The sequence below is a fragment of the Streptomyces sp. NPDC048257 genome, assembly GCF_043201855.1.
Classification (GTDB): Bacteria; Actinomycetota; Actinomycetes; order Streptomycetales; family Streptomycetaceae; genus Streptomyces.
The window spans coordinates 299,019-320,753 of sequence record NZ_JBICZI010000005.1 but is presented as its reverse complement, the minus strand read 5'-3'; the positions used below and the strand labels follow the sequence as shown (position 1 = coordinate 320,753).

19 protein-coding genes and 1 pseudogene are annotated in these 21,735 nt (G+C 73.7%); 11 read left to right on the top strand and 9 right to left on the bottom strand.

What is annotated here, in order from left to right:
• Positions 1–96 precede the first annotated feature (96 nt).
• Positions 97–1,275, bottom strand: a complete 1,179-nt coding sequence (locus ACGFZK_RS14670) for a glycosyltransferase (protein WP_393849221.1) — start codon at positions 1,273–1,275, stop codon at positions 97–99.
• A 142-nt stretch (positions 1,276–1,417) separates the two neighbouring features.
• Between ACGFZK_RS14670 and ACGFZK_RS14665 the strand changes: the two genes are divergently transcribed.
• Together ACGFZK_RS14665 and ACGFZK_RS14660 are read left to right on the top strand one after the other, a co-directional pair.
• On the top strand, positions 1,418–2,209 hold the full coding sequence (locus tag ACGFZK_RS14665; RefSeq protein ID WP_393849220.1) for a glutamate racemase: 792 nt from the start codon (positions 1,418–1,420) through the stop codon (positions 2,207–2,209).
• A gap of 168 nt (positions 2,210–2,377) precedes the next feature.
• On the top strand, positions 2,378–3,988 hold the full coding sequence (locus tag ACGFZK_RS14660) for an ABC-F family ATP-binding cassette domain-containing protein (RefSeq protein WP_393849219.1): 1,611 nt from the start codon (positions 2,378–2,380) through the stop codon (positions 3,986–3,988).
• Here ACGFZK_RS14660 and ACGFZK_RS14655 read toward each other — a convergent pair.
• Both ACGFZK_RS14655 and ACGFZK_RS14650 read right to left on the bottom strand, forming a co-directional pair.
• Positions 3,958–4,881 (bottom strand): ADP-ribosylglycohydrolase family protein, encoded by a 924-nt coding sequence (locus ACGFZK_RS14655; RefSeq protein WP_393849349.1) that lies wholly within the window; start codon positions 4,879–4,881, stop codon positions 3,958–3,960. The genes ACGFZK_RS14660 and ACGFZK_RS14655 overlap by 31 nt on opposite strands.
• Positions 4,881–5,465 (bottom strand): TetR/AcrR family transcriptional regulator, encoded by a 585-nt coding sequence (locus ACGFZK_RS14650; protein WP_393849218.1) that lies wholly within the window; start codon positions 5,463–5,465, stop codon positions 4,881–4,883. Before ACGFZK_RS14650 ends, ACGFZK_RS14655 begins: the two co-directional genes overlap by 1 nt.
• An 89-nt stretch (positions 5,466–5,554) precedes the next feature.
• Here ACGFZK_RS14650 and ACGFZK_RS14645 point away from each other — a divergent pair, with 89 nt between their 5' ends.
• The 6 genes from ACGFZK_RS14645 to ACGFZK_RS14620 all read left to right on the top strand — a co-directional run bounded on the left by ACGFZK_RS14645 (position 5,555) and on the right by ACGFZK_RS14620 (position 11,217).
• Complete coding sequence (locus ACGFZK_RS14645) at positions 5,555–6,652, top strand: FAD-dependent oxidoreductase (protein ID WP_393849217.1); 1,098 nt, start codon at positions 5,555–5,557, stop codon at positions 6,650–6,652.
• Positions 6,653–6,707: 55 nt separating this feature from the next.
• The gene (locus tag ACGFZK_RS14640) at positions 6,708–7,223 is read left to right on the top strand and encodes a hypothetical protein (RefSeq protein ID WP_393849216.1); all 516 of its coding nucleotides are present in this window, start codon (positions 6,708–6,710) and stop codon (positions 7,221–7,223) included.
• Positions 7,224–7,314: 91 nt separating this feature from the next.
• On the top strand, positions 7,315–8,940 hold the full coding sequence (lnt, locus tag ACGFZK_RS14635) for an apolipoprotein N-acyltransferase (protein ID WP_393849215.1): 1,626 nt from the start codon (positions 7,315–7,317) through the stop codon (positions 8,938–8,940).
• Positions 8,941–8,976: 36 nt separating this feature from the next.
• Positions 8,977–9,462 (top strand): NUDIX domain-containing protein, encoded by a 486-nt coding sequence (locus tag ACGFZK_RS14630; protein ID WP_393849214.1) that lies wholly within the window; start codon positions 8,977–8,979, stop codon positions 9,460–9,462.
• 146 nt (positions 9,463–9,608) lie between these two features.
• Positions 9,609–10,808, top strand: a complete 1,200-nt coding sequence (locus ACGFZK_RS14625; RefSeq protein ID WP_393849213.1) for an acyltransferase family protein — start codon at positions 9,609–9,611, stop codon at positions 10,806–10,808.
• 25 nt (positions 10,809–10,833) lie between these two features.
• Complete coding sequence (locus tag ACGFZK_RS14620) at positions 10,834–11,217, top strand: VOC family protein (protein ID WP_393849212.1); 384 nt, start codon at positions 10,834–10,836, stop codon at positions 11,215–11,217.
• 21 nt (positions 11,218–11,238) lie between these two features.
• Here ACGFZK_RS14620 and ACGFZK_RS14615 read toward each other — a convergent pair whose 3' ends face one another.
• Positions 11,239–12,009, bottom strand: a complete 771-nt coding sequence (locus ACGFZK_RS14615) for a trypsin-like serine peptidase (RefSeq protein WP_393849211.1) — start codon at positions 12,007–12,009, stop codon at positions 11,239–11,241.
• Between the two features lie 446 nt (positions 12,010–12,455).
• Between ACGFZK_RS14615 and ACGFZK_RS14610 the strand changes: the two genes are divergently transcribed.
• Entirely contained in the window at positions 12,456–13,745 is a 1,290-nt protein-coding gene (locus ACGFZK_RS14610) for an ATP-binding protein (RefSeq protein WP_393849210.1), read from the top strand.
• Between the two features lie 21 nt (positions 13,746–13,766).
• A pseudogene (locus ACGFZK_RS14605) lies at positions 13,767–13,910 on the top strand (DUF6191 domain-containing protein); the annotation flags it as partial.
• Here ACGFZK_RS14605 and ACGFZK_RS14600 read toward each other — a convergent pair.
• The 5 genes from ACGFZK_RS14600 to ACGFZK_RS14580 form a co-directional block, all read right to left on the bottom strand.
• Positions 13,888–14,499 (bottom strand): hypothetical protein, encoded by a 612-nt coding sequence (locus ACGFZK_RS14600; protein ID WP_393849209.1) that lies wholly within the window; start codon positions 14,497–14,499, stop codon positions 13,888–13,890. The pseudogene ACGFZK_RS14605 and the gene ACGFZK_RS14600 overlap by 23 nt on opposite strands.
• Positions 14,496–16,094, bottom strand: a complete 1,599-nt coding sequence (locus ACGFZK_RS14595) for a serine/threonine-protein kinase (protein ID WP_393849208.1) — start codon at positions 16,092–16,094, stop codon at positions 14,496–14,498. The genes ACGFZK_RS14600 and ACGFZK_RS14595 overlap by 4 nt, the downstream gene beginning before the upstream one ends.
• A 145-nt stretch (positions 16,095–16,239) precedes the next feature.
• Complete coding sequence (locus ACGFZK_RS14590) at positions 16,240–17,493, bottom strand: Tm-1-like ATP-binding domain-containing protein (RefSeq protein WP_393849348.1); 1,254 nt, start codon at positions 17,491–17,493, stop codon at positions 16,240–16,242.
• 48 nt (positions 17,494–17,541) lie between these two features.
• Positions 17,542–18,021: an NUDIX domain-containing protein gene (locus tag ACGFZK_RS14585; protein ID WP_393849207.1), complete on the bottom strand. Its 480-nt coding sequence runs from the start codon at positions 18,019–18,021 to the stop codon at positions 17,542–17,544.
• A 112-nt stretch (positions 18,022–18,133) separates the two neighbouring features.
• Positions 18,134–19,168, bottom strand: a complete 1,035-nt coding sequence (locus ACGFZK_RS14580; RefSeq protein WP_393849206.1) for a cation diffusion facilitator family transporter — start codon at positions 19,166–19,168, stop codon at positions 18,134–18,136.
• A gap of 179 nt (positions 19,169–19,347) precedes the next feature.
• On the opposite strand from ACGFZK_RS14580, the gene ACGFZK_RS14575 reads away from it, so the two are divergent.
• On the top strand, positions 19,348–21,735 hold the full coding sequence (locus ACGFZK_RS14575) for an FHA domain-containing protein (RefSeq protein WP_393849205.1): 2,388 nt from the start codon (positions 19,348–19,350) through the stop codon (positions 21,733–21,735).

Here is a 21,735-nt window from a genome sequence, read left to right as displayed (position 1 = left end):
GTACTCACCGGTTGGGTGTTGCACCGACTTCGCGCTGACGCAGCGTCACAATGCGGTGACCTCGGATGACGCCCTCCCGGGCAGCAGTTCGCCGTTTCAGGCATCACTGGGACGGGCATAGGTACGGCCCTTCCAGGACGCCCCGCGGCCCCGGTAGTGCTGAACCGCCGAATCGGCCGTCATCAGGAGGTACAGCAGCGCCGTGAGCGGAAGCAGCGGCGCGAGCACGGCCGGCTGGCGGTAGTACCGCAGCATCGGTACGTAGGTGCCGGTCATCAACAGCCAGGCGAGGCCGCCCGCCCAGGCGATGGCCGGGCGTCCGGTCGCGAGGCCCGCCGCCAGGGCGGCCGGGGGCACGAGGTAGACGAGCACCAGGCCGGCCACCGTCCCGGCCAGCAGGAGGGGCTGGTGGCGCAGTTGTGCGTAGGCGCTGCGCGAGACCATCCGCCACAGGTCCGCGAGCGCGGGGTACGGGCGCACGCTGTCCACCCGCTCCGCCAGCCCGAGCCAGATCCGGCCGCCGGAGCGCTGCACCGCGCGGGCCAGGGAGACGTCGTCGATGACCGCCTGGCGGATGGAGTCGGGGACGCCGGCCCGCACGGCGGCCTCGGTGCGCAGCAGCACGCAGCCGCCCGCGGCCGCCGCCGTCCGGGCGGAGGGCCGGTTGATCCGGCGGAAGGGATAGAGCTGGGCGAAGAAGTAGACGAAGGCCGGTACGACGAGCCGCTCCCACAGGCAGGCCACCCGCAGCCGGGCCATCTGGGAGACGAGGTCCAGGTCGGCGGAGGTGGCGGCGGCGACCAATTCGCGCAGACTGTCGGGTTCGTGTGCGATGTCGGCGTCGGTGAGGAGGAGGAAGTCGGGCTCGGCGGCGTGCGCGGTGCGCGCGATCCCGATGCCGTGCCGGAGCGCCCAGAGCTTGCCGGTCCAGCCGGGGGCGGGGTCGCCGGGGGAGGCGACGGTGAGGGGTAGTCCGGGGTGCTCCGCGGCGAGCCGGCGCGCGAGATCACCCGTGCCGTCCGTGCTGCCGTCGTCGACGAGGACGATTTCGGCCTCTCCGGGATAGTCCTGGGCGATCAGCGAGGGCAGGCTCCGGGGCAGCACCTCGGCCTCGTCCCGGGCCGGGACGACGATCGCGACGGACGGCCAGCGGGTGGGGGCCGTGCGCGGAGGGAGGCGCACGTCGGTCCGCCAGAACATGCCCTGGGCGAAGGTGAGCCAGAGCCAGGCGGCGAGGGAGGCGTAGGCCGCGCAGGCGGCGGTGATGAGGCCCATGGCGGCAGTGTGCCGGGCCCCGGCGGGTGTGTCGCGCATCCGCGCGCCCCGGTGCGGCGGCCCCGTCCGGCCGTGGTCCGCGGGCCTGCGGGTGTTGCGGAGGAAGGGCCGCGCGGGGGCGCCCGTCGACTAAGGTGGCCGGGTGAAGATCGCGCTCATGGACTCCGGAATCGGCCTCCTCGCGGCGGCCGCGGCGGTGCGCCGGCTGCGGCCGGACGCGGATCTGGTCGTGTCCTCCGACCCCGACGGCATGCCGTGGGGTCCGCGGACCCCCGCCGACCTGACCGGGCGGGCTCTCGCGGTCGCCCGGGCCGCCGCCGCACACCGCCCGGACGCGCTGATCGTCGCCTGCAACACCGCGTCCGTGCACGCCCTGTACACCCTGCGGGCGGAGCTGGAGCCGGCCATCCCGGTCATCGGGACCGTGCCGGCGATCAAGCCCGCCGCGGCCGCCGGGGGCCGGGTGGCGATCTGGGCCACCCCCGCCACCACCGGCAGCACCTACCAGCGCGGGCTGATCCGCGACTTCGCCACCGGGGCCCGGGTCACCGAGGTGCCCTGCCCCGGGCTCGCCGACGCGGTGGAGACGGCCGACGACGCCGCCGTCACGGCCGCCGTCGCCGCGGCCGCCGCGCTGACCCCGCCCGATGTCACCGACGTGGTGCTCGGCTGTACGCACTACGAGCTGGTCGAGAGCGCCATCAGGGCCGCCCTCGCCGCGCGGACCCAGGGGGCGGAGCTCGTCTACCACGGTTCCGCCGAGCCCGTGGCGGTCCAGGCGCTGCGCCGCCTCGGCCTCGGACCCGCGTCCGGGCTGCCGCGCACGGGCGGACTGACCGTGCTGCGCAGCGGGCGCGAGGGGACCCTGCCCGCCGCCGCACTCGCGTACGCCGAGGGCCGGCTGCTCGCGGGCCAGAGCGCCCCCGTCGGCTGACGACGGGCGACGGACGCCCGACCCCGACCACCCCTGGCGAGACGAATCGTCTTGCATGTGATCCGGACCTGATCTACGGTTGTCGATGTAACGAGACGCAACGGTTCGTCTCCGATTGCGCCTTTCGCGTCGTCTCTTGCTTCGTTCCATCGCCTGGAAGGATCGCCCTTGCCTGCTCCACTTGCCACCAGCCGGATCGTCCTGTCCGAGGTCACCAAGAGCTACGGCACCCGCGTCGTCCTGGACCGCGTCAGCTGTACGGTCCGGCCCGGCGAGCGGGTCGGCGTCGTCGGCGACAACGGCTCCGGCAAGTCCACCCTGCTCACGCTCCTCGCCGGACGGGAACGGCCCGATCACGGCGAGGTCACCGTCACCGCCCCCGGCGGCCTCGGTCACCTCGCGCAGACCCTCGACCTCCCGCCGACCGCCCGCGTCGGCGAGGCCGTCGACCTCGCCCTCGCCGACCTGCGCACCCTGGAACGCCGCATCCGCGCCGCCGAATCCGGCCTCCACCGGGCCGGCCCCGAGGAGCTCGCCGCGTACGGAGACCTCCTCGCCGCCTACGAGGCGCGCGGCGGCCGTGATGCCGAACGGCGTGTCAGGGCCACCCTGCGCCGCCTCGGCGAACGCGGCGATCCCGACCCGGACCGCCGGCTCGCCACCCTGTCCGGCGGCCAGCGCTCCCGGCTCGCGCTCGCGGCGACGCTGGCCGCCGAGCCGGAACTGCTGCTGCTCGACGAACCCACCAACGACCTCGACGACGAGGCGGTCGCCTGGCTGGAGGAGCATCTGCTGGCGCACCGCGGCACCGTCGTCGCCGTCACCCACGACCGGCTCTTCCTCGACCGCGTCACGACCACCATCCTCGAAGTGGACCAGGACCACCGGACGGTACGCCGGTACGGCAACGGCTACGCGGGCTACCTCACCGGCCGCGCCGCCGAACGGGCCCGCCGGGAGCGGGAGTACGAGCAGTGGCGAGAGGAGGTCCGCGATGCCGAGCGCCTCGCCGACACCAACATCGGCCGGTTCGCCGCGATCCCCCGGAAGCTGCCGCGCGGCTTCAGCGGAGCCGGCGCCTTCCGTGCCCGGTCGCGGAGCCACGGCGCCGCGAGCCGCATCCGCACCGCCCGCGAACGGCTGCACCGGCTGACCGAGCACCCGGTCGCGCCGCCCCCGCGACCGCTCGTCTTCACCGGGCGGTTCGCCGAGGGCTCGGCGGGGACGGTGGAGATCGCGGATGCGGCCGTGCCGGGGCGGCTCGCACCCCTCTCGCTCACGTTGACGCCGGGCGAGCGGCTCCTGGTGACCGGACCCAACGGCGCGGGGAAGTCCACCCTGTTGCACCTGCTCGCGGGGGAACTGGAGTCCGCGCAGGGCGGCGTACGGACACCCCCGCGCGTGGGACTGCTCCGGCAGGACGATCCGTGGCAGCGCGAACTGCGCTCCGTCGTCGAGGTGTTCGGCCAGGAGTACGCCGATCAGGTGGCCGCTGACGGTCTGCTCGCCCCGGAGGACCTCACCCGACCCGTACGCGCCCTCTCGGCCGGTCAGCGCCGCAAGCTGGAGCTGGCCCGGCTGGTGGCGCGGCCGCTCGACCTGCTCCTCCTGGACGAGCCGACGAACCACCTGGCCCCGGCCGTGGTGGAGGAACTCGAGGCGGCCCTGGCCCACTTCGGCGGCACCCTGGTCCTGGTCACGCACGACCGGCGGCTGCGTGCGGCCTACCGGGGACGGCGCCTGGAACTTCAGCGGGAGCCGGCCGCCGCGAGCCGCTGAGCCAGCGCACGCAGGTCGTCCGCGTCCAGGGCCCGGTCCCCGAAGCCGGGCAGCGGCACATGGAGCGCGGCCGTCCAGTGCTCCGGGACCGCCCCCTGGCCGTACCGGGCCCCGGCCAGGGCTCCGGTCACCGCGGCCACCGTGTCGGTGTCCCCGCCCAGGTCCACGGCGGCCCGTACGGCCTCCGCGAAGGTGGCGGTGGTCCGCAGGGCCCACACCGCCGAGCCCAGGCAGGGCCACACCGCCCCGTTGAACTCGGTGGCCAGGTCCGGATGCCAGTCGGGCGCGAGCACCCGCCCGTACCGCTCGCGGTGGTCCGGGTGCACCGCGGCGAGCGTCGCGGGGAGCTCGGCCAGCGGATCGGCTCCCGCCAAGGCGACGCGGACGAGCTCGTGCAGGATCGCGGTCCCCTCCCAGGCCGCCCGGTCGCCGTGCGTCAGCGCCGCGATCCGCCGGGCGGCGTCCATGGTTCCCCGCTGTCCGGCGGGGGCGAAGTAGAGCGCAGAGGTGGCCGCCCTCATCAGGGAACCGTTGCCCGCGGCCCGTGCGTTGCACTGGAAGCGCAGGGCCGCGGCGCGATCCCAGGGCTCGCCGTTCGTCAGCACGTCCTCGGTCTGCAGTCCGATGTCCTTGGGCTGCCCCGCCGCCCATCGCCGGAACCGGCCGAAGATGTCGGGCAGTTCGAGACCGCCGCACTCCAGCAGGGACTGCGCGACCAGGACGGCCATCTGTGTGTCGTCCGTCGCCTCGCCCGGGTCCCAGCCGCCGCCCCCGGCCATCTCCGCGCCACGCGCGGTCAGTTCCCCCGCCGCCCCGAACTCGTAGGGAGCCCCCAGCGCGTCACCCGCGGCCGAACCGAGGACGGCTCCGACGGCCCGGTCCCTCCGCGTGATCACGAGGCCCTCTCCGCGCACACGGCTGCCAGCAGTTCGTGTGCGAAGCGGTCCAGGTCGTCCAGACCGGCCGCGGCCAGGGTCGCCGGAGCGCCGGTCAGCAGGTGGAGGAGCGCGCCGTGCAGAGCGAGGGTCAGGGAGCGGCCCCGCTCCGGTCCGGCCGGCAGTCCGGCCGTGCGCAGCAGATGCGCGTGCGCCGTGAAGTCGGCCGCCGCGACCGGGTCCAGCAGCGCGGCCAGCCACGGCCGCCGCGTCGCCTCGGTCCGGAGCTCCAGATAGGCCAGTGTGCGGGGGCGTCCGTCCCCGGTCGCATCCCGCAGCAGACCCGCGAGCAGTGCGGCGAGCTGCGCCGCATCGGTGGGCCCGGGCCCCGTCAGGGCGGCGGCCAGCGCCCGGTACTCCTCCGCGCAGCGTTCGGCCGCGCCCCGCAGCAGGGCGTCGCGGGTCGGGAAGTAGTTCTTGGCGGTGCCCGGCGGCACGGCGGCGGCCGCGTCGACGGCCCGGTGCGTCAGCCCGCGCCCGCCCGCTTCCGCCAGTACGGCGATGGCCGCGTCCCGCAGCCGGTCCCTCCGGTCCTGATTCACGTTGCCAGCTTAACCACACCCGTGGTACTACAGATGTGGTACCACGGGTGTGGTGGTCGTGGGCGGACGGTGCGGCGAAGGGGATGGCCATGGGCGAAACCGGGAGCGAGAACGACAGCGGGGCGGGCACGGCCGTGGTCGTCGGCGCGGGAGTCGGCGGACTCGCCACCGCCGTCGGCCTGCGCCGCGCGGGCTGGGAAGTGACCGTTCTCGAACGGAGGACCGAGCTCGAACGCTACGGAACCGCCTTCGGGATCCACCCCACCGCCCAGGCCGCGCTCGACCGGCTCGGCCTCGGCGAAGCGCTGCGGGCGCGGGCGGTTCCGTACCGGGGAGCCCGGATCCGGCGCCCCGACGGTTCGGTGCTGGCCGCCCTCCCGCTCGAACGGATCGAGCGCAGGGCGGGCCGTCCCGAACTCCTCATCGCCCGGCCCCACCTGATCGACGCGCTGCTCGCCGGGCTCGACCGGCTCGGCGGCGTGCGGATCGCGTACGGGCAGCACCTCACCGACCCGGCCGCGCTCGGCGCCGATTTGGTCGTCGGTGCCGACGGCATCAACAGCGTGGTCCGTACGGCGTACCTCGGCCGCGCCGGCGGTCCGCGCCCGATCGGCACGGTCGCCTGGATCGGCATCGCCGGATTCGAGACCGGCGTGTACGGCGAGACCTGGGGCCAGGGTCGCTTCTTCGGCATGACCCCCGTCGAGCCCGGCCGCACCAACTGGTACGCCACCGTCCCCGCGGCCACCACCGCCCAGCAGGTACGGGAGGCCTTCGCCGGCTGGCACGACCCCGTCCCGCGCGTGCTGGCCGAGACCGACCCCGCGACCTGGATCCGGTACGAGATGCGCCACCTGTACCCCGCGCTCCCCACCTTCGTCGCCGACGGCCGGGTCGCCCTCGTCGGAGACGCCGCCCACGCCATGACCCCCAACCTCGGCCAGGGCGCCTGCACCGCCCTCCTCGACGCCGAGGCCCTGACCCGCGCCGTCGCCGCCGGGGGGCCGGCCGGGCTGCCCGGCGCCCTGCGCGCGTACGACACCGAGCGCCGCCGCAGCGCCCAGCGCGTCGCCTTCGGCTCGCGGAACCTGCACCGCTTCATGACCGGCCCCCGCCCGGCCCTGCGCGACGCGCTCGTCCGCCTGCTCCCGGGCAGCCGGACGGCCCGCCGCGCCGAGCCGCGCTGAACCGACCGGACGGGAGACGGTGGCGGGCAAGCGGAACGTGAGTACGCTGCTACTCATGACGGGTCACCCTCCGGGTCCGCTCTGGGCGGGCCGGGCCTCCAACCGTGCGCAGTGGCTGCTCGCAGCCGCCGGTGCGGCCTGTCTGGCGCTCGGCATCGAACTCGCCGTCGACAACGCCTGGACCGCCGGCATCATCCCGCTGCTCATGTCCGTGATCGGCTGCCTCGCCGCCGGGCTGCTCATCCTCTACGGCACCCTCGCCTTCGTGCACGTCGCCGTCACCGTCGACGCCGAGGCCCTGGAGGTGCGCTGCGGTTACATAGGGGTGCCCCGCCGCCGGATCCGGCTCACACAGGTCGCCTCCGCCGAGTTCGTCCCCAGCATCACCCCGCAGCAATGGGGAGGCTGGGGCCACCGCTGGCGCCCCGAGAAGGGCACCGCGATCATCGTCCGGCGCGGCGAGGGCATGGTCCTCGTCCTCGACGACGGCAAGCGGTTCACCGTCACCGTCGACGACGCCGAGAACGCGGTCCGCGTCATCCGCACCCACCTGCGCGCCCTCGCCCGCTGAGCCGCGTCCCGCTGAGCCGCGTCCCGCTGAGCCGCGCCCCGCGGCCGGGTGCTTACCGGTCTGCGAGGCGCGGGGACGTACACTCCGCCAGATGAGCAGCAGTGTCACCCGCGCCACCGGGAACGAGCCCTCGCAGTCCCCCGACGGGCCCCCGGCCGAGACGGCCGTGCCCCCCGTCACCGGCCGGTCCGGCGCCCCGCGGAAGGGGGCCTGGCTGGTGCGCGCCGTGCTCGCCGCCGTCTCCGGCGTCCTGCTCTACCTCAGCTTCCCGCCCCGCCCGCTGTGGTGGCTGGCCCCCTTCGCCCTCGCCCTGCTCGCCGGCTGCCTGCACGGGCGCCGCGCCCGGGCCGGCTTCGGCCTCGGGCTGCTCGCCGGGCTCGGCTACCTGCTGCCGCTCCTCGTCTGGACCGGTGAGGAGGTCGGCCCGGTGCCCTGGCTGGCGCTGTGCACCCTCGAAGCCCTCCTCATCGGCCTCACCGGACTCGGTATCGCCCTGGTCAGCCGGCTCCCGGCCTGGCCGGTGTTCGCCGCCGCAGTCTGGGTCGCCGGCGAGGCGCTGCGCGCCCGCGCCCCCTTCGGCGGATTCCCCTGGGGCAAGCTCGCCTTCGGACAGGCCGACGGCGTCTTCACCCCGCTCGCCGCCCTCGGCGGCACACCGCTGCTCACCTTCGGTGTCGTCCTGTGCGGATTCGGCCTCTACGAAGCCCTGCGCACCGCCCGCAACCACCCCGGCCGCACCACCGCCGCGCTGACCGCCCTCACCATCGCCGCCCCGATCGGCGCCGCCCTCGCCGCCCGCCCGCTCGTCTCCGACGCGGCCGAGGACGGCACCGCCGTGGCCGCCGTCATCCAGGGCAACGTGCCCCGCCTCGGCCTCGACTTCAACTCCCAGCGCCGGGCCGTCCTCGACAACCACGCCAGGCGCACCGTCCAGCTCGCCGAGGACGTCAAGGCCGGGCGCGTCCCGAAGCCCGACTTCGTCGTCTGGCCGGAGAACTCCTCCGACCTCGACCCCTACGCCGAGCCCGACGCCCACGCCGTCATCGACCAGGCGGTCAAGGCCATCGGCGTGCCCGTCGCGATCGGCGCCGTGGTGGCCCCGGAGACGGGCCCGCTGCGCAACACGATGATCCTGTGGGACCCGGTCAAGGGCCCGACCGTGACCTACGACAAGCGCAAGATCCAGCCCTTCGGCGAGCGCATCCCGATGCGCTCCGTCGTCCGGCTCTTCAGCTCCGACGTGGATCGCGTGCGCCGCGACTTCGGCCCCGGCAAGGACCCCGGCGTCTTCGACATGGCAGGCAGCGGCGTCGGCATGGTCACCTGCTTCGAGGCCGCCTTCGACGACGCCGTCCGCTCCACCGTCCAGGACGGCGCCCAGGTGATCGCCGTACCGAGCAACAACGCCACCTTCGGCCGGACCCAGATGACCTACCAGCAGCTCGCCATGGACCGGATCCGGGCCGTCGAACACAGCCGGACCGTCCTCGTCCCCGTTACCAGCGGGGTCAGCGCGGTCATCCGCCCCGACGGGAAGGTCGTCTCGCAGACGAAGATGTTCACCGCGGACGCGCTCGTCGCCGAGATCCCGCTGCGCTCCGGCCGCACCCCGGCCACGGTCGTCGGACCGCTGCCGGAGTACGGGCTGCTCCTGCTGGCCGCCGGCGGCTTCGGCCTGCTCCTGACCCGCCGGATCCGCGCGCGCCGCGCCGCCTGAGACGGACCGGGGGCGGTGGCCTCGTAGGGTCGGGGCATGAGCACACCCGAGTTCATCCGTCAGATCCGCGCCAGTGCCGGACACCAGCTGCTCCTGCTGCCCGGGGTCACGGCGATCGTCTTCGACGACCTCGGCCGGGTGCTGCTCGGCCGGCGCTCCGACACCGGGCAGTGGGCAGTGATCGGCGGGATCGCCGAGCCGGGGGAGCAGCCCGCCGAGACCGCCGTGCGCGAGGTGTACGAGGAGACGGCGGTGCGCTGCGTCGCCGAGCGCGTGGTCCTCGTCCAGATGACGGAGTCGATGACCTATCCCAACGGGGACGTCTGCCAGTTCCAGGACATCACCTTCCGCTGCCGCGCGACGGGCGGCGAGGCGCGGGCCAACGACCACGAATCCCTTGAGGTGGCGTGGTTCGCGGTGGATGCGCTGCCGCCGCTGGATCCCTTCGGCCTGGACCGGATCCACCGGGCCCTGCGCGACGAGCCGACCTGGTTCGACGCCCCTGCCGAGATCATGGAGTAGCACCCGCCGGCACTGGCCGACAAACCGGGGCGTACCCGTCCCGGCCGCCGGGCAGGCGCTGTGAGCTGCTCGGACGTGCGTTGTAGGGTTCCGCTGACCTGAGGCGGTAATCGGACAGTCGTACGTTGGAGGAGGGTGGTCGGGGGATGATCTCGCGCAGTTCAGCCGGAGAGTCGCGGGTGGGCGGCGGCAGCCGCGCGCCTGCCGGAGCGGCCCCCGGCGGGCGCCTGGCGGTCCTCGACGGGGTCCGGGTCCTCGCGGCACTCGGGGTGCTCTTCTACCACTACTTCGCCCTGTCCAGCGCCTGGGGCGAACCGCCGGAGGGCATCTTCCCGGTCGCCCACCGGTTCGCCGTCTACGGCTGGCTCGGCGTCGAGATATTCTTCCTGGTCAGCGGGTTCGTCATCTGTATGAGCGCCTGGGGCCGGACCGTGGGCGACTTCGCGGTGTCCCGGGTCTCGCGGCTCTTCCCCGCCTATTGGGCGGCTGTGGCCTTCACCACCCTCGTGCTCTTCACCTGGCCCGAGGTGCGGGAGGTCAGTGCGTTCAGCGATGTCGTGGTGAACCTGTCGATGCTGCAGGGCGGCATCGGGGTCCCGAACATCGACGACGCGTACTGGACCCTCTTCGTCGAGCTCAAGTTCTACGTACTGTTCGCGATCGTGGTCATGCGCGGTGTGACCTACCGCAACTGCGTCCTGTTCTGTGCGGCCTGGACCCTCGCCGGCGTCGTGGCCCCCACCGCCGACAGCGGCGTGCTGTCCTTCTTCGCGGTCTCGTCCTCCTCCCCGTACTTCATCGCCGGCATCGGCTTCTACCTGATGCGCCGCTTCCGGCCGAACGCCGTCCTGTGGGCCGTCGTCGGCGTCCAGTTCCTCCTGGCGCAGCACCATGTGCACGCCCGCATGATCTCCAGCCTGGGCCGGGCCGCCACCCACCAGACGCCTGCCTGGCCCGCCCATCTGGTCATCGCGCTGGGCTTCGCCCTCATGGCGGCGATCGCGCTCGGCGCCCTCGACGGCGTCCGGTGGCGCTGGCTCCCGCACGCCGGATCGCTCACGTACCCGCTCTACCTGATCCACATGATGGCCGGGCTGACCCTCATCCACACCTTCCGCCGCGACGTGGCGCCCCTGCCCCTGGTCATCGGGGTGACCGCCACGATGCTGCTGCTCGCGTGGCTCATCCACCGGTTCGTGGAACGTCCGCTCGGCCGGCTGCTGCGCGACGGGCTGCGCCGCGGGCTGCAGGACATCCGCTCGGGCACCCCCCGCGGGCCGTCGATCGGCCGGCTTCCCGCCCAGTCCCCGGCGCCCGACACGGAACGCGTCCCGGCCCGCCGCTGAAAAACATCTCCCTACACTGACCGGCATGGCATGCCGCATCAGTGAGCTGGTCATCGACTGCGCCGACCCCGAGCGGCTCGCCGCGTTCTGGAGCGAGGTCCTCGGCTACGCGGAACTGGGCCGGGAGGACGGCGGAAGCATCGAGATCGGACCGCCCTACGCGGGCTTCGGCGGACCGCAGCCCACCCTCGTCCTCAGCCCCAGCGCCGATCCGCGATCCGGGAAGCTCCGGCTGCACATCGACGTCAACGCCACCGACCGCGACCAGGACGCCGAGCTGGAGCGGCTGCTCGCGCTCGGTGCCAGGCCCGCCGACGTCGGGCAGACCGGCGCCGAGGGCTGGCACGTCCTGGCCGATCCGGAAGGCAACGAGTTCTGCCTCCTGCGCAGGCGGCTCCCGCCGCTCTGACCCCACTCGGCCGGACACGGTTCACGGCTGCGCCTGCCGGTACAACTCCACCGCTTCCTCGCCCAGCACCGCGCTGTACGAGATCTCCGGGACGCTCCCGCCGCCCTCGTAGCCGCCGAGCACGCCGGCCAGCGCGCCGTCGACCAGCCAGGGGCTGCCGCTGGTGCCGCCGCTGAGGTCCGGGCAGCCGATCCGGCGCTGCGTCCCGGAGAACAGGGCCGTGGTGTTCGCGCAGCGCAGCGGGGCCTCCAGCGTCCGCGGGTAGCCGATGACCGTCACCGTGGCGTCCTCCGGCTGCTCGGCGGCGACCGGGAACCCGCCCACGAGGTCTTCGACGGCCGAGGCCGGCCCGCCGTCCACCGGGGCCACCGTCGCGAAGGCGATGTCGTCGTCCGGGTCCTGCCCGTCCGTCCAGCCGGGCGCGATGTACGCGCCGGTGATCTTCCAGACGCCGTACGGAGCCTTGCCGTCGCGGTAGCCCGGCGCGAAGACGGTGGTGTAGGGACTCTCCAGGCAGTGCGCGGCGGTCGCAATCACATCGCGCCCCTCGCTGTGCACCACGGCGGCGGTGCAAAAGTGCCCGCCGTCGAGCCCGCCCGCGAAGAGCGCGCCCACCCGGTCCGCGGCGTCACCGGGCCGTGCCTGCGCGGTGACACCGAGCGGCGGTCCGGCCGCGGCGTCGGGCAGGTCCACGCCCAGCAGCGCGGCCATGGCGGTGAGCGCGAGCAGGATCCGGGACGCCCGCCGCGCACGGGTGCGCCGGGCCGTTCGGGGGAGCGTGGAGTGGATCATTTTTCCACCCTGCCCGCCGAACCTATGTCCGGAGGCTGGTCTTCCGTATGAATCTCCTGTGAATCCCGTGAACCCGGTGTGAAACCCGGGACATGCCCGGACAGGCCCCTTTTCGTCGGCTATCAGCGGCTATCGGAGGCGATCCGCCGGCTACCCGAGCCGCTCGTACCGTCACCCGGCGCCCCCGCACCTGCCGGTCCGCCACCACCGCGAAATGCTCCCGCAGCACCGCCGCCTTGGCCTGCTCAGCGGAGGTAGCCACGACACCTGTTCGGACTGGCCCCGGCTGAACAGGATCAGCGGCAGCGCCGCCCCCCGCAGGAGCAACCGAGTCTATGGACGCCACGGACGGTTTCCGGGCCGGGTGTTGTGCAGCACGGTGCGTGAGCATTCCGCCCACCCGCCCCTAGCCTCGCCGCAGGAGCACGAACGAGGGGCGGTACCCGGTGAACTGGCTCATCCACGACTACCGCGAGAGCGATCTCGCAGCGGTGGTCCACCTGATCGACACCACGGCCGAACTCGGCCAGGAGTCCGTCTTCTCGCTCGCCGAGTGCATCAGCGCGCTGACCGACCGCCAGCCCTGCGTGGTGGCCGTCCACCAGGGCGTCCCCATCGGCGCCGCACTCGCCTGCGTCACCGGGGAGCGGGCCTGGGTCATGCGCATCGCGATCGCCGCCGGCTGGCGCGGCCGCGGCCTGGCCAGCGCCCTGCTCGTCGAGCTGGAGCGACGGCTCATCGCCGCCCGCGTCGGCCGCATCGCCTACGTCCTGCCCGAGGAGGACATGCTCGGCGAGGGCCTGCTCAACGCCGGGTACACCCGGCAGCCCGCCGTCGCCTACTTCGAGAAGACCGAGCCCCTGCACGGACCTGCCGCCGGACTCCTCGACGACCTGGGCGGCCGCTTCCTCCAGGGCGACCTGTGGGCGAAGGTCGCCGGCATGGAGAAGGAGAAGGACCTCATCGAGCGGCGCGTCGTGCTGCCGCTCGCCGAGCCCGAACGGGCCGCCGCGCACGGGGTGCGGCCGCCGCGCGCCATCACCCTCTTCGGCCCGCCCGGCACCGGCAAGACCACCTTCGCCCGGGCCATCGCCTCCCGGCTGGGCTGGCCCTTCGTCGAACTGCTGCCCTCGCGCCTCGCCGACGAGGGCAACCTGGCGGCCGCGCTGCGCGACGCCTTCGCCCGGATCGCCGAACTGGAGCGCGTCCTCGTCTTCATCGACGAGGTCGAGGAGATCGCCCCGGTGCGCACCGAGCCCGCGCAGCCCGGCGGGATCCACGGGGTGACGAACGACCTGCTGAAGCTGATACCGGGCTTCCGGGAGGGCGACGAGCGGCTGCTGGTGTGCGCCACCAACTCCATCCGCTCCCTCGACCCCGCCTTCCTGCGGCCCGGCCGCTTCGACTACCTGATCCCGATCGGGACCCCCGACGCCGGAGCGCGCGCCGCGATCTGGTCCCGCTACACGGCGGGGCGCGCGGACGTCGACGTGAGCGCCCTGGTGGCGGCCACCGAGCTGTTCACACCGGCCGACATCGAGCACGCGGCGCGGATCGCGGCGCAGGTGTCCTTCGAGCGGGACCTGGAGGCGGTGGGCGCGCGGGGCGTGGCGGCCGCGCAGCCGGGCGCGACCACCCGGGACTACCTGGAGGCGGTCCGGCAGTGCCGGCCGACCGTGACCCCGGCGATGACCGGCGAGTTCGAGGCGGACATCACCGCGCACGCCCGGTTCTGACCCCGGTCGCCCTCCCTGACGTCCGTCCTCGTCATGCGCGACGACGAGGAGGACGGCGCACCGCCGCGCACCCGGGTGGACCTCGCCGGCGGGCTCGCCGTCATCCGGCTGCCCGCCCCGGCCGTCCCGCCCGCCGTGCCCGCTACGGGGAGCAGCGGTACGTGAAGTCCACCGCGGCCGTGCGCTGCTGCGGGGAGACCAGCCGCAGCTCAGCCTTCGCGGGGTAGGTCCCCGTGCCGTGGAAGGTCCACAGCAGGTGCAGCCGGGCCTCCCGCTGCCCGCGCGGCACCCGCTCCGTGAGCTGCTCGGACTGTGTGCCGTCGCTGCGCACCCACCGGTAAGTGAGGGTGCCCGGGCGTCCGTTGGTCCCTACGACGGCCACGACATCGGCCGTCGCATCACAGGCCGGCCCGTTCGGATCGGTGCTCACGGCCACCTCCCGCACCTCGATGCCGGGCCCGAGCCGCTGCCACCCGAGATACGCGATGACCGCGGCCAGGACCACCGCCGCGAGGGCGTACCGCCGCAGACCGGCCCCCCGGCGCGGCCGGGGCGCAGCCGCGACTGCCACGGCCGCGTCCAGCGGGAACGGCGCGGGCATGGCCGCGGTGACCCCCGGCCCGAACCGCAGTACGGACCCCTCGACCCGGTCGGGAACCACGGCCTCGGCCGCGGCCGGAGGGCCGCTGAACCAGTGGCTGCCGAGGACGGTGGCGCTGTAGTCGTCGCCCTGGGGGGCGCCGGAACCGCTCATCGGGGCACCTCCACACAGCGCAGCAGGTACTGCGAGGCCGACGCGGACTTGTTTCCGGCGGTGGGCTTGGTGGTGACGCGCACGCCGCCGTAGCAGCCGCGCTCGCGCGAGAAGCTGTGCGGCTTGACCACGGTGGCCATGGAACCGGCCGGGACCTCGAACGACTCCGAGCCGTCGGGGACGGAGTAGGAGCCCTGCGCACCGCCCAGGAACCACTCCACCACCACCGTGACCGACCCGGCGCCCTGGCTGGCGACCGAGATGGTCGCGTCCCCCCGGTAGACCCCGGTCTTCAGCGACACGGCCACGTTCGTGACCTTCAGCGTCGGTGTGGGCGTCGGTGTCGGGGTCGGCGGCCAGCTCACCGTCGGCTTCGGGGTGGGGCTCGCCGACCACGACGGGGAAGCGGCCGGGGACGTGGACGGTGAGGGGCTCGGGGACGCCGAGGTGCTCGGACTCGGCGAAGGAGAGGCGGAGACCGTCGGGCCCGGGGTCGGCGAAGCCGATCCGGGAGGGGCCGCGCTCGTCGTCGCGAAGGCGCTCACCGCCGAGGCCCCGTCCGGGGCCGCGCCGATCGCGTCCGTCGTCAGGATCAGCACCGTTCCCATCACCAGCGCCACTCCCGTCGCGAGCCAGCCGCGCCGCCCCGGAGCCCAGCCCGAGCCACTGGGAACCGTGGTCGTCGCCACCGCCGTGGTACCCGCTGCCGGTGCGCCCGCCGAGGGGAACAGCAGCGGCAGCAGGGCGGCCAGCGCCGCCAGCTTGCGCTGTCCGCGTTCCTCCCACTCGGGCCCGTACGCCGCCAGCGCCACGCCCTCCAGCTCCGCCACGAACGCCTCGGCGTTCTCCGGCCGCTGCTCGGGCGCCTTCGCGAGGCCGCGCCGGATCAGCGGACGTACGGGCTCCGGCGCCTCGGTCTCCGGCACCGGCGCCTCGATGTGCTGGACCGCGAGCTCCGCGAAGTTCTCCCCGTCGTAGGGCTTGCGGCCGGTCAGGCACTCGAAGAACGTCGCCGTCGCCGCGTACACGTCCGCCGCGGGCGAGGCCGGCCGGCCCTGCCACTGCTCGGGAGCCATGTAGGCGGGGGTTCCGGCCACGCCGGGCGTGCTGCCCCGGTTCGCCGCGATCCCGAAGTCCACCAGCTTCGACGAGCCGTCCGCCGCGACCAGCACGTTCTCCGGCTTGTAGTCCCGGTGGACGACGCCCGCCCGGTGCGCTGCCGCCAGCCCCAGCAGCGATCCCTTGAGGACCACCAGGGCGGCCTCGGCGTCGGCCCGCCCGGACTGCTTCAGCAGCGCGCGCAGGGAGATGCCGTCGACCAGCTCCATGACGATGGCCGCGCCGCCGGACGCCTCCACGTACTCGTACAGCCGGACCACGTACGGGGTCTCCAGCCCGCCCAGGAGGCGGGCCTCGGCCCGGAACTCCCCGACGAACGCCGGGTCCTGGCGGAGCCGGTCACTGAGGTACTTCACCGCGACCGGTGTGCCCGTGCCGTCGTGGACGGCGAGGACCACCCGGCCGCTGCCGCCCGAGCCGAGCTCGCGGACCTCGGTGTACCCGGGGACCGACCATGCCGCCCGCGTGTCGTTCATCGTTCTTGCCCCCTGCCTGCCGTGTGGCGCCGCCGTGCCGATCGGACCACCGGTCCGGGACCGGCCGTCCACCGGCCCTCCCCGGACCGGACGCCACCTGGGACGTGGTTCGCGCCGTGGCCGGTTCCCGGCCACGGCGCACGTCTCACGCCGCGGCCGCCAGCGCCCCGATCAGGGCGTGCAGCCGGTCGGCGGCCGCCCGCCCGAAGGCCGGGTCGTTGATGTGCGTGTCGTAGTCGTAGAGCCGGGCGGCGCTGCCCCGCAAGCCGTCGCGCAGCGCCGAGAACAGGGCCCGGTCCGCGCCGGGGTCATGGTACGGGCCGCCCGGCGCGCCGAGCGTGGACAGTCCACGGAGCGGGATGCACACGGCCGTCGGGCCGCTCGCCGCGCGCAGTTTGGCGGAGACCCGCCGGCCGAGCTCCGCGCACTCGGCCGCGGTCGTACGGGTCACCGTGATGGACGGATTGTGGACGTGGACCCCGCGGTCGCGCACCCGCCGGGGCAGGCTCTCCAGCGGGCCGAACTTCACCATGTCCAGCGCCCCCAGGCTCACCACCTGCGGGATGCCGGCCCGCCCGGCCGCGCTGAGCCGGTCGGGGCCCGCCGTGAGGATGCCTCCGCACAGGTCGTCGGCGAGCTCGCTGAGGGTGAGGTCGAGGACGCCCGCGAAGACCCCCTCGCCGGCCAGCGTCTCCAGGGTGCGGCCCCCGGTGCCGCTGACGTGGAAGACCAGCACCTCGTAGCCGAGTTCCGTCAGCCGCTCGCGCGCCGCGTCCACACCGGCCGTGGTCACGCCCGCCATGCTCGCCGCGACCAGCGGGCGGCCGCCCGCCCCCAGCCGGGGCGGGCGGCCCTCCGCGGAGGTGCGGGCGTAGGCCCTGGACATCCCGGCGATCGCCTCCACGGCGTTCGCCAGGACCGGCGCGGAGACGCTGTTGATTCCCGCGATGTCCACCACGCTGTACATCATCGTGATGTCCGAGGAGCCCACGTAGGGGCGGACGTCCCCGGACGCCATGGACGAGACCATCAGTTTCGGTACGCCCAGCGGCAGGGCGCGCATCGCCCGGGTGGCGATGGAGGTGCCGCCGCTTCCGCCGATGGCGAGCACCCCGTGCAGCCTGCCCTCGGCGTGCAGGCGTAACAGCGTGGCCTCCGCGCCCCGCGCCATCGTGGTCACGGCCGCCCCCCGGTCGGCGGCCGTGCGCAGTTCCGACAGTTCCGTTCCCGCTGCCCGGGCCACCGCGTCACGCGGCACATCGGCGGGCACCCGGGGTTCGCCCATGATTCCTGTGTCGACCAGTACCACTTCGACGCCGGCGCGCAGCAGCCTCTCGCGCAGCCAGCCGTACTCCACACCCTTGGTGTCCAAGGTTCCCACCAGCACGACGTTCGTCATGTGTGCAATGTCCATGCAGGTAAGGGTGTTGGCAAGTGCAAGTGTGGGTCAAACCTTGAGTAGCTCCAACAGCCTTTCGATGAAGGGGAGTTGCGAGGGAATCAGCAGGCTTTGCGCCAGCGGTGGAGCAAACCAGGCCACCCGGTCCAGCTCGGGGAACTCCTGTACGTTTCCGGAGTGCGGCGGCCACTCCATGGTGAAGGTCCCGGGCACCATCACATCGGGGTCGAGATCCGCTTCCACCGCCCAGATGGTCACCACCTTTCCGCTGGTCAGCCGTACCTCGCCCAGCGGCAGGTACGCGCCCTCCGGCGGCGGTAGCCCGATCTCCTCGGTGAACTCCCGGCGGGCCGCGGCCCGCGGGGTCTCCTCCGGCCCGTATTCACCCTTGGGGATGGCCCAGCCCCCGGCTTCCCGCCCGGCCCAGAGCGGGCCGCCCATATGGCCGAGCAGGACCTCGACACCGGTCTCAGGCTCCGTGCCGGTCCGCCGGAACAGGAGCAGTCCGGCACTGCGCTTGTGCGTCATGGCTCCATGCATGCCCCGTACGGGCCCCGGCCAGTGCTCCCGGGCCGGTGATCCGCGGGACCGGGCCCGCGGGACCGCGGAACGCGACCGGGTGCGCGGTCGCGTTCCGCGGTCAGTGCTCGTGCGGGCCCTGCCGGTGGACGGGTCCGTGCGCGTCCGCGCAGTGCGCACCGGGCGGGCCCCCGCCCGCGCGGCCGACCGTCAGGAGGGAGTCCTGGGCGTGGTCCACCTGGAGGGTGGTGTGCGTGATCCCGTACTCCTTGTCGAGCAGCTGCTCCAGTTCCCGGCGTACGGCGTGGCAGTCGCCCTCCGGTTCCACCAGCACGTGCGCGGAGAGCGCCGCCTGACCCGAGGTGATCGTCCAGATGTGCAGGTCGTGCACCTCGGTGACGGGCGGCTGCCCGACCAGCCGGTCGCCGACCGCGTCCGGGTCCACATGGGCGGGGGCGGCCTCGAGGAGTATCCGGCCGGACTCGCGGATCAGCCCGTAGCCCGCCTTGAGCATCAGCAGCACCACGACCAGCGTGGCGATCGCGTCCGCCTGCCGGAAGCCGGTGGTCAGCACGATCAGACCGGCGATCGCGGTCCCGATGAAGGCGAAGAGGTCGTTCAGGATGTGCTGGTAGGCGCCCTCGACGACGAGCGTGGAACGGTTCGCCCGGGAGATGCACCAGGCCGCGGCCACATTGACGGCGATGCCCGCGAGCGCGGTCACCACGACCAGCCCGCCCTCCACCGGCGGCGGGTCCATCAGCCGCTGCACCGCCTCGTAGGCCAGCCAGACCCCCAGCAGGATCAGCGTCAGCCCGTTGGCCTGGGCGGAGAGTATCTCCGCCCGCTTGAGGCCGTACGTGAAGCCGCCGCGGGCGGGCCGGGCGGCCAGCCGCATGGCGATCAGCGCCAGGACGATCGAGACGGCGTCGGTCAGCATGTGGGCCGCGTCGGAGATCAGGGCCAGCGAGTTCGCCAGGACGCCGATGACCACCTCGACGGCCATGAACCCGCCGATCAGGGCGAGCGCGATCGCCAGCCAGCGGCGGTCGGCGTCGGCGGCCACGCCGTGGCTGTGCCCTCCGGGTCCGTGCCCGTGCGACTGCCCGTGTCCGTGGTCGTCGTGCGCGTGGTGCGCGTGGTCGTGCCCACTCATGGCGTCCCCCGTCTCCTCGCGGCACCCGTGTGTTCGGTCCCGTCGCGTGAAGTGAAGCGCACCCCGGCGCGATCGGCAAAGGCTGCAACGGGGACCGTTGTCATTACCCATAAGAGGCCTCTGACCTGCGGTGATGCCCGGCCGGTGCCGGACCCTCGGGATCGTGGGAAAATCTGTTCATGGTCCAGCGCCCCGGAGTGCCGACCGCGCCCCAGCTCGTTCTGGTGACCGACTGGGGCGCCACCGAGATGGATCCCGACCGGATCTACCACGTCGGTCGGGACCCCCTCTGTGAGATCTGCCTCGACGATGCCCGCGTCTCCTGGCACCACGCGATCCTGCGCCCGGACGGCGACCACTGGACGCTGGAGGACGAGGGCAGCACCAACGGAACCTGGGCCGACGGCCACCGCATCCACGAGTGGAGCGTCGGCGTCGGCACCGAACTGCGCTTCGGCAGCGCCGACGACGGGCCGCGCGCCGCGGTCGTCGGTGCCGAGCCGCCCGCGCCGCCACCCCCCGCACCCGCCGCCCCCGGGACCGGCAGCCCGTCCCGGGTCACGACCCCGGCGATGACCGGCGCCTTCCGCCAGCCGACGACCGTACGCCCGCTGCCCGTGCGCACCGCCGTCCGGATCGGCCGCGCCCCCGACAGCGACCTCGTCGTCGACGACCTGACCGTCTCCCGCCGGCACGCCGAGCTGCACGCCCTCGCCGACGGCAGCTACCAGATCGTCGACCTCGGCAGCCACAACGGCACCTACCTCAACGGCACCGCCGTGAACCGGCCCACCCCCGTCACCGAGGGCGACATCGTCGGCATCGGCCACTCGGTCTTCTGCCTCGTCGGCGACCAGCTCCAGGAGTTCGTGGACACCGGAGAGGTCTCCCTCGACGTCCAGGACCTCACCGTCGCCGTCGACAAGGGGCGCAAGGTCCTCCTCGAACGGATCTCCTTCCCGGTCGGCGCCAAATGCCTGCTCGCCGTCGTGGGCCCCAGCGGAGCCGGCAAATCGACCCTGCTCGGCGCACTGACCGGCCTGCGCCCCGCCGACGAGGGCACCGTCCTCTACGACGGACGCGACCTCTACCGCGACTACGCCGAACTGCGCAGCCGCATCGGACTCGTCCCCCAGGACGACATCCTGCACACCCAGCTCACCGTCCGGCGTGCCCTCACCTACGCCGCCGAACTGCGCTTCCCGCAGGACACCGCCGAGGCCGAACGCCAGGCCCGCGTCGACGAGGTGATCGGCGAACTCGGCCTCGAACAGCGCGCCGACCAGCCCATCCACAGCCTCTCCGGCGGCCAGCGCAAACGCGTCTCCGTCGCCCTGGAACTGCTCACCAAGCCCTCCCTGCTCTTCCTGGACGAGCCCACCTCCGGCCTCGACCCCGGCATGGACCGCTCGGTGATGAACATGCTGCGCGCCCTCGCCGACGACGGCCGTACGGTCATCGTCGTCACCCACAGCGTGCTCAACCTCGAAGGCTGCGACCGCCTCCTCGTCCTCGCGCCCGGCGGGCGCATCGCGTACTACGGCGCCCCCGGGGAGGCCCTCGCCTTCTTCGGCTTCGACCAGTGGCCCGAGGCCTTCGAAGCCTTCGAGAACGAGCGCGAGCGCGACTGGGCCGGAGAGTTCCGGGACTCGCCCCTGCACCGCCGCAACGTCGACGTGACCGCCGGCCGGCTCCCGCTCACCGGGCAGGCCGAACGGGCCGCCGGCAGCCCGCCGAAACCGCCGCCCAAGGCCCAGAGCTGGGGCTCCCAGCTCTCCACGCTGATCCGCCGGTACATCGCGGTGCTCAAGTCCGACCGCACCTTCCTGGTCATCATGGTCGGGCTGCCCTTCGTCATGGGCGCCATGACCCGCGCCCTGTCCGGCAGCGCCCTCACGCTCGACACCGCGCTGAACGCCCTGTTCATCCTGTGCGTGGGCGGAGTCCTGATGGGCGCCGCCAACGCGGTGCGCGAACTCGTCAAGGAACGCGTCATCTACCAGCGCGAGCGCTCCGTGGGCCTGTCCCGCTCGGCCTACCTGATGTCCAAGGTGGTGGTCCTCGGCGCGATCACCGTCGCCCAGGCCGTGGTCCTCACCGTGGTCGGCCTCGCCGGAGTCAAGACCAATGCGCCCAATGGCCGGGGCCTCTTCATGCCACCGCTCGTCGAGATCACCCTCGCCGTCGCCCTGCTGTCCGTCACCGCGATGCTGCTCGGCCTGCTGATCTCCGCCCTGGTGACCAAGGAGGAGGTCACCATGCCCCTGCTGGTCCTCCTCACGATCGTCCAGGTGGTCTTCTGCGGCTCGCTGCTGAAACTCACCGGAGTCCCGGTCATCGAGCAGTTCGCCTGGTTCGTACCCGCCCGGTGGGCCATGGCCGCCATGGCGGCCACCATCGACCTCGGCGCGATCATGCCCGGCACCATCACCGAGGACCCGCTGTTCGACCACAAGCCCAACCTGTGGCTCATCGAGATGGGCCTGCTCGTCGCTCTGTCCGTGCTGTTCGGCTTGCTGGTCGCCCGGCTGCTGCGCCGCCACGAGCCGACCATCATGCGGAAGTAG

Bases quoted from the DNA above. Each gene is read 5' to 3' on its own strand.
- ACGFZK_RS14670 (WP_393849221.1), bottom strand. From the start codon at position 1,275: ATGGGCCTCATCACCGCCGCCTGCGCGGCCTACGCCTCCCTCGCCGCC.
- ACGFZK_RS14645 (WP_393849217.1), top strand. From the start codon at position 5,555: ATGGGCGAAACCGGGAGCGAGAACGACAGCGGGGCGGGCACGGCCGTG.
- ACGFZK_RS14640 (WP_393849216.1), top strand. From the start codon at position 6,708: ATGACGGGTCACCCTCCGGGTCCGCTCTGGGCGGGCCGGGCCTCCAAC.
- lnt (WP_393849215.1), top strand. From the start codon at position 7,315: ATGAGCAGCAGTGTCACCCGCGCCACCGGGAACGAGCCCTCGCAGTCC.
- ACGFZK_RS14630 (WP_393849214.1), top strand. From the start codon at position 8,977: ATGAGCACACCCGAGTTCATCCGTCAGATCCGCGCCAGTGCCGGACAC.
- ACGFZK_RS14625 (WP_393849213.1), top strand. From the start codon at position 9,609: ATGATCTCGCGCAGTTCAGCCGGAGAGTCGCGGGTGGGCGGCGGCAGC.
- ACGFZK_RS14620 (WP_393849212.1), top strand. From the start codon at position 10,834: ATGGCATGCCGCATCAGTGAGCTGGTCATCGACTGCGCCGACCCCGAG.
- ACGFZK_RS14615 (WP_393849211.1), bottom strand. From the start codon at position 12,009: ATGATCCACTCCACGCTCCCCCGAACGGCCCGGCGCACCCGTGCGCGG.
- ACGFZK_RS14600 (WP_393849209.1), bottom strand. From the start codon at position 14,499: ATGAGCGGTTCCGGCGCCCCCCAGGGCGACGACTACAGCGCCACCGTC.
- ACGFZK_RS14595 (WP_393849208.1), bottom strand. From the start codon at position 16,094: ATGAACGACACGCGGGCGGCATGGTCGGTCCCCGGGTACACCGAGGTC.
- ACGFZK_RS14590 (WP_393849348.1), bottom strand. From the start codon at position 17,493: ATGACGAACGTCGTGCTGGTGGGAACCTTGGACACCAAGGGTGTGGAG.
- ACGFZK_RS14585 (WP_393849207.1), bottom strand. From the start codon at position 18,021: ATGACGCACAAGCGCAGTGCCGGACTGCTCCTGTTCCGGCGGACCGGC.
- ACGFZK_RS14580 (WP_393849206.1), bottom strand. From the start codon at position 19,168: ATGAGTGGGCACGACCACGCGCACCACGCGCACGACGACCACGGACAC.
- ACGFZK_RS14575 (WP_393849205.1), top strand. From the start codon at position 19,348: ATGGTCCAGCGCCCCGGAGTGCCGACCGCGCCCCAGCTCGTTCTGGTG.